Origin of the sequence: Vibrio sp. 1751 (assembly GCF_033339895.1) — a bacterium.
GTDB lineage: Bacteria > Pseudomonadota > Gammaproteobacteria > Enterobacterales > Vibrionaceae > Vibrio > Vibrio alginolyticus.
This window is the reverse complement of sequence record NZ_JAWOVM010000127.1, coordinates 2813-8736: the sequence shown is the minus strand read 5'-3', so window position 1 is coordinate 8736 and position 5924 is coordinate 2813. Positions and strand designations below refer to the sequence as shown.

5 protein-coding genes are annotated in these 5924 nt (G+C 46.8%); 3 read left to right on the top strand and 2 right to left on the bottom strand.

Annotated elements, in window-relative coordinates:
• Positions 1 to 85 precede the first annotated feature (85 nt).
• Entirely contained in the window at positions 86 to 982 is an 897-nt protein-coding gene (locus R7041_RS21715) for a 1-aminocyclopropane-1-carboxylate deaminase/D-cysteine desulfhydrase (RefSeq protein ID WP_064368613.1), read from the top strand.
• A gap of 39 nt (positions 983 to 1021) precedes the next feature.
• Here the strand turns inward: R7041_RS21715 and R7041_RS21710 are convergent, their stop codons facing one another.
• The gene (locus R7041_RS21710; protein ID WP_206949243.1) at positions 1022 to 1564 is read right to left on the bottom strand and encodes an isochorismatase family protein; all 543 of its coding nucleotides are present in this window, start codon (positions 1562 to 1564) and stop codon (positions 1022 to 1024) included.
• A gap of 150 nt (positions 1565 to 1714) precedes the next feature.
• Positions 1715 to 2575: a LysR family transcriptional regulator gene (locus tag R7041_RS21705; protein ID WP_005494676.1), complete on the bottom strand. Its 861-nt coding sequence runs from the start codon at positions 2573 to 2575 to the stop codon at positions 1715 to 1717.
• Between the two features lie 99 nt (positions 2576 to 2674).
• Between R7041_RS21705 and R7041_RS21700 the strand changes: the two genes are divergently transcribed.
• On the top strand, positions 2675 to 3739 hold the full coding sequence (locus R7041_RS21700; RefSeq protein WP_064368614.1) for an HlyD family secretion protein: 1065 nt from the start codon (positions 2675 to 2677) through the stop codon (positions 3737 to 3739).
• Between the two features lie 9 nt (positions 3740 to 3748).
• Positions 3749 to 4768 (top strand): DUF2955 domain-containing protein, encoded by a 1020-nt coding sequence (locus R7041_RS21695; RefSeq protein WP_064368615.1) that lies wholly within the window; start codon positions 3749 to 3751, stop codon positions 4766 to 4768.
• Positions 4769 to 5924: the final 1156 nt, after the last annotated feature.

Below are 5924 nucleotides of genomic sequence, written 5' to 3'. Positions count from 1 at the left end.
CAGACTTTTTATCTGGGTTTAATGGCGTTACACTACGCGCCCTTTTTAACGGCAAGGTCGCGTGGTTGGACACGTCAGCAGTCACATGAAACTCTCTGAAAGCCCGATAACTCAACACAACTTCAACGGTCATACGTTTTTTCTTAAGCGTGATGACATGCTGCATTCTCACTTTTCTGGGAACAAAGCACGTAAGTTTATGACGTTAATGGAAGAGCAAAATTCCGACATCACCACGTTAATAAGCTTTGGCTCCGCTCAATCTAATGCCATGTACTCGCTAGCGGCTCTCGCCCAGATTAAAGGTTGGGCATTTGAGTTTTATGTTCATCACATTCCATCTTGGCTAAAAAGCTCCCCCATCGGAAACTATCGCGGCGCTCTCGATTTGGGTATGAAAATCACCGCCATGCAAGACATCGGTAGCGAACTCCACCCTATTGAATACGTCCACCAGGTACGAAGATTAGATGAGTCGACATTGCTTATTCCAGAGGGTGGACGTTCCCACCTCGCTGAAGCTGGCATCAAACAGTTAGCACGAGAAATTCTTGATTGGACGCGATTGAGAGGTAAAGAACAGTTTACCGTCGCCCTGCCATCAGGCACTGGCACGACCGCTTTATATCTTCATAAACATTTAAGCCCACACGGCATAGAAGTGCTAACTTGCCCTTGCGTAGGCGATGCAGATTACTTAACTGAGCAGTTCAACCAGCTCGGTGAAAACAGCCACCCAACCATTTTAAGCGTGCGCAACAAACACCATTTTGGCCGCTTGTACGAAGAAGATTACATCACATGGAAAGCACTCTTTGAACAAACCGACCTCGAATTTGACCTGTTATACGACCCGTATATGTGGCAATGCCTCACCCCTTGGTTGGAAGAGAACACAGATAGAACGGTGATTTACATTCACCAAGGCGGGTTACTTGGCAACGAGTCGATGTTGCCAAGATATCAACGAGAATTTGAATAGCGTGTTCAAATAAAGTTGTTGCTGATTACAGTGATTCCACTATTTGATGAGCGCCAGAATTTCTTTGAATTCAGGTACTCGGCAATCTTCGACCATTTCATACAAACACATTTCTAACCCAGTGAGCACCACACCGTTTGCGGTTAACTTCGCAAGAGCGAGCGCTTTATTGGCAGCGGTTCGGGAAGATACACAATCTGTGACTAATTCAACGCGATAACCGGACTGACGCAGAGAAACCGCGGTTTGATAGACGCAAATGTGGGATTCAATACCGCAAACCAACCAGGTATCAACTTTCGCGTTCTCCACCGCGACCTTAAACGTCGCCTCTTTGCAACCATCAAACGTGTACTTGGTAATAGGTAAATGCGTGCTTTCAAGCACTTCACGAATCGGCTCCGCGGTTGGGCCCAATTTTTCTGGATTCTGTTCTAGCCACCGAATAGGCAAATCTAGTGCTTTGGCGCCCTTTACCAGTTTCGTGATATTTTCAATCAGAGCGTCACTTTCATGCATTAATGTAGCGAGTTTGCCCTGAACATCCACCACAATCAGGCCCGTGTTTCCTTTCGATAACATTTCCATCTCCTATCTTGTGCGACCACAAACCATACTCAACAAGTTGAGCAATAGTTAATGTATCAGAATCCTTTCATGTTAGAGCACTAAAACCTAGAAAGATGACCTTCGCTCACACATTTGCTCTTAGTTAAGAGTGGTTTGAACTGACTATTTAAATTTCTCTCGAATTAGCTCAATCAAGGCTTTGACTTTATTGGGCAGAAATAAGGCCGAGGGATAAATCAGAGTAAGATGCTGCTTCGGATGCGCGAATTGAGGCAGCACCTCGACCAACAAACCATCTCGCAATGCAGGCTTGGAATGAATTTGTGGAATAAACGCGATGCCGTTTCCTGCTATCGCCATCGAGCGCAGCAAGTTGAGGTCGTCCGAGCGCAACGCCACATGCAGATCTGAATCGAGCAAATCAGCATTGTAACGATTAGTTAAAAGGCGATGCTGCTTAAGATCTTCCACCGTTTTTACTGGCGGATGCGATTCTAGATAGGCTTTTGACGCAACAAAGTGACTACGATAAGGCAAAAGACTGAACTGCACATAGCTGTCATCGGTGACTTTGACCACGCTCGGAAGAAGCTGCAAATCAAACGATTGACGCTTGAGATCGACACTCTCTTGATGGTTTTCAATCTCGACCGAAATATCCGGATACCGCGTTGTGTACTCGGTGATGATCGCGTTAAACGCGGCAGAGCTCATCAATGCGGAAGGAATGGCTAAACGCACCTTGCCCGTCAGCTCTTGTTGATATTCGTGCATGGCATTTAAACCTTGCTGAATATGGTCAATAGGCTGCCCCACCAACTCAAACAAGCGTTTCCCGTGCTCCGTCAACTCAATGCTGCGTGTTGTGCGAATCAAAAGCTGTACCCCGAGCGATTTCTCTAATTCTTGCAGGCGACGACTCACTTTTGATCGTTGTAGTTGATTCGCCTCTGCCGCTGCACTTATACCGCCGTGAACCACCGTCTGAGTGAATAGGTAAATATCATCAAAACTAACGTTCATTGTCCTATTTTTAGGTCATTTATGTTCGTATTATCATTCTACTGAATTGTGAGTGACTTCTCTATAATCCGCTATCCAATATGTTTAACGGAACTTGTAATGACGGCTGACCAAAAATTCAAACACTGGATGCGAACTTTGATTGTCCTGTTCATCGTACTATTTTTGTACATTATCATTGCTGACCGCCACGCCCCCTTAACGACCGAAGGACGAGTGCAAGGATACGTTGTCCAAGTCGCGCCCGAGGTATCTGGTAAAGTGACCGACGTTCTCATCGAGAATAACCAGTCCGTTCAAAAAGGCGATGTGTTGTTTACGATTGATGATCGTAAATACAAGATAGCACTTGAACAGGCGGAGCTGTCTCTGCAATCCGCTTATGAAAAAGAAGCAACGCTGTATTCTCAACGCGAAGCCGCTCTTGCCAATATTGCCCGCGCACAAGCGACATTTGATAATGCACACCGCGAATACAACCGCTTACTGACGTTATCGAAGCAGAAAGTCATCTCTCAATCGACACTCGATAATGCCTTTGCCCAAAATCAGGTATCACGTGCAGCGCTTAAAGCGGAAAGACAAAACTTAAAAGTCATTGAGGCGCAATTAGGCGATCAAAAAGGTCAAAGCACCGCCGTTCGAATTGCCAAAAACGGCATCGAAAAGGCGCAACTTGATTTGGCAAATACCGCGGTACTCGCTCCCAGTGATGGTGTCGTGACCAACCTGCAACTAGAAGTTGGCACTATGGCAAACACCAACATGCCATTGCTGACATTTGTACCAACAGGATCACTCTGGGTAGCCGCTGATTTTCGTGAAAAATCCGTCGCGAACGTAGACAAGACTTTCCACGCCTTGGTCACATTTGATGCCAACCCAGGTTCGGTGTACGACTTTGATTTAGCTAGCCGCGATTACGGTGTAGCAGCCGCACAACAAACGCCTAATGGCGCACTGACCAAAGTGGAAGTGAACAACCGCTGGGTACGTGATGCGCAGCGTACACGAGTGAACCTAACCAGCAGCGAAGAGTTACCACCAGCACTGTTTGTCGGCTCTCGCGCTACCATTGTTTTGTACCCAGACAACAGCATTTTCTGGCAGTTGATGGCGCAAGCACAGATTCACCTCGTAAGCTGGTTCCACTTCATTTACTAGGCGGCGACAATGAAAACCTTACGAATTTGGTTCGGCTGCTCTTTAGGGCTCGCGCTAAGCATGATCTTCGGTTGGTCTTACGGATTTTTTGCCATCATGATGCCGCTGTTTATATTGGGCAGAATGGACCACTTTAATCTAGCGGCTTTATTGATCGTGTTTTTCTCTGCGGTGTGGACAACCATACAAGCCACATTTTTGCTGGAATACTTGCAGTTTCATCCAACATTAATGACCGTAGCCGTCGGAATCATGATGCTGTTCAAGTGCATTGCGATGATGAACCAGAAAACCTATTTGTTTGGTTACATGGGGCTGTTAGTGGGTTCAATTGTGTTGAATTTTGCCAGCTATAACTTCATGGATATTGAAGAGTTCAATGTCAACATGTGGGTGATGGCGTTCAGCAATATTTTTGTTTGCGCATTCGCGTATTGGTTGTTCCCTGAGCCAAAGTCCCCCACCGAGCACATTGAGATGTCGACCCCAGTGAAAAGCGATATTGACTACATCAGCCAAGTTGCCATGGGTTGGGTAGTGGCGATGGCGGCGTTTATCGTATTCCAAGTAGCGGACTTATATGACTCGTTATCCGCACAAGCTTCCATTTTGATCATCCTAACCCCAATGACTTTAGCAGGCTCGCTCGCCATGGCAAAAATTCGCATCATCGGCACCGCACTAGGCTGCATCGCAGGGATGGCTGTTCAGCTGATATTGGGCAGTTGGTATGGGCATGGGCTACTCTTTTGGCTCGCCTTTACCATTGCAATGGGGCCATTCTGCTTGTGGCTCACAAAGGGGCAAATTAAAGCGGCTATCGCGTTTTCTGCCATGTCTGCCCTATCGGTTCCGCTGACGACTTCATTGGTGCCAGAACAAAAAGACGCGTTCTTTTCGATCTTGTACCGGTTCAGCTCGATTTTCGTTGCTGTTCTGCTCGCCGCGATGGTGATGTGGGTGGTGCATCACTGGATTCGTGTGATATTGCTAAAGCATCCTGAGATGAAGAACGTGGAGTTGAATTAAATCTGGCCGAGGCTGGAAACGGGAAATGTATGTCGCTCACTTTACTGTGAGCGGCATTTTTATTTAAAACGGTCACCCTGAACATTGAGGAACGAGCGTGGTTCAGGATCTACTCACCGAGTGCTGTAAAGTTCTAAGGTTATCGCCATTTTCCAGTGAGTTGTTAGTAGATTCCTAGTCTCGTCTAGACTCGCTGGAATGACCCTACCTTAGAGCTGCTCTAATACCTGAGGGATGGCGAGCAATGTATCTTCCAACATCCGTCATCCTGAACAGCGAGGGACGAGCGTGATTCAGGATCTACCCACCGAGAGCTTTGAAGTGCGAAAGTTATCGCTATTTCCTAGCGAGCAGTAACCCGATTCCTAGTCTCACTTAAACTAGCTGGAATGACGTTATCTTGAAACTGCTCTAATAACTAGGGTTGTGGCGAGCAATATATCTTCCAACATCCGTCATCCTGAACAGCGAGGGACGAAGTGATTCAGAATCTACTAATCACGTGCTTTGAAGTGCGAAAGTTCTCGTCATTTACCAGCGAGCTGTTATCAGATTCCTAGTCTCGTTTAAACTCGCTGGAATGACGCTATCTTGAAACTGCTCTAATAACTAGGGTTGTGGCGAGCAATATATCTTCCAACATCCGTCATCCTGAACAGCGAGGGACGAGCGTGATTCAGGAGCTACCCACCGGGTGCTTTGAGGTTCGTAGACTATCGCTATTTCCCAGCGAGTTGTAATCAGATTCCTAGTCTCGTCTAGACTCGCTGGAATGACGCTATCTTGAAACTGCTCTAATACCTAGGGTTGTGGCGAGCAATGCATTTTCCAACATCCGTCATCCTGAACAGCGAGGGACGAGCGTGATTCAGGAGCTACCCACCGAGTGCTTTGAAGTGCGAAAGTTATCGTCATTTCCTAGCGAGCAGTAACCCGATTCCTAGTCTCACTTAAACTCGCTGGAATGACGTTATCTTGAAACTGCTCTAATATCTAGGGGTGTGGCGAGCAATATATCTTCCAACATCCGTCATCCTGAACAGCGAGGGACGAGCGTGGTTCAGGATCTACTCACCGACTGCTTTGAAGTGCGAAAGTTATCGTCATTTCCTAGCGAGCAGTAACCCGATTCCTAGTCTCACTTAAACTCGCTGGA

Excerpts from the sequence above, each read along its gene's own strand:
- R7041_RS21715 (WP_064368613.1), top strand. The coding sequence starts at position 86 with ATGAAACTCTCTGAAAGCCCGATAACTCAACACAACTTCAACGGTCAT.
- R7041_RS21710 (WP_206949243.1), bottom strand. The coding sequence starts at position 1,564 with ATGTTATCGAAAGGAAACACGGGCCTGATTGTGGTGGATGTTCAGGGC.
- R7041_RS21705 (WP_005494676.1), bottom strand. The coding sequence starts at position 2,575 with ATGAACGTTAGTTTTGATGATATTTACCTATTCACTCAGACGGTGGTT.
- R7041_RS21700 (WP_064368614.1), top strand. The coding sequence starts at position 2,675 with ATGACGGCTGACCAAAAATTCAAACACTGGATGCGAACTTTGATTGTC.
- R7041_RS21695 (WP_064368615.1), top strand. The coding sequence starts at position 3,749 with ATGAAAACCTTACGAATTTGGTTCGGCTGCTCTTTAGGGCTCGCGCTA.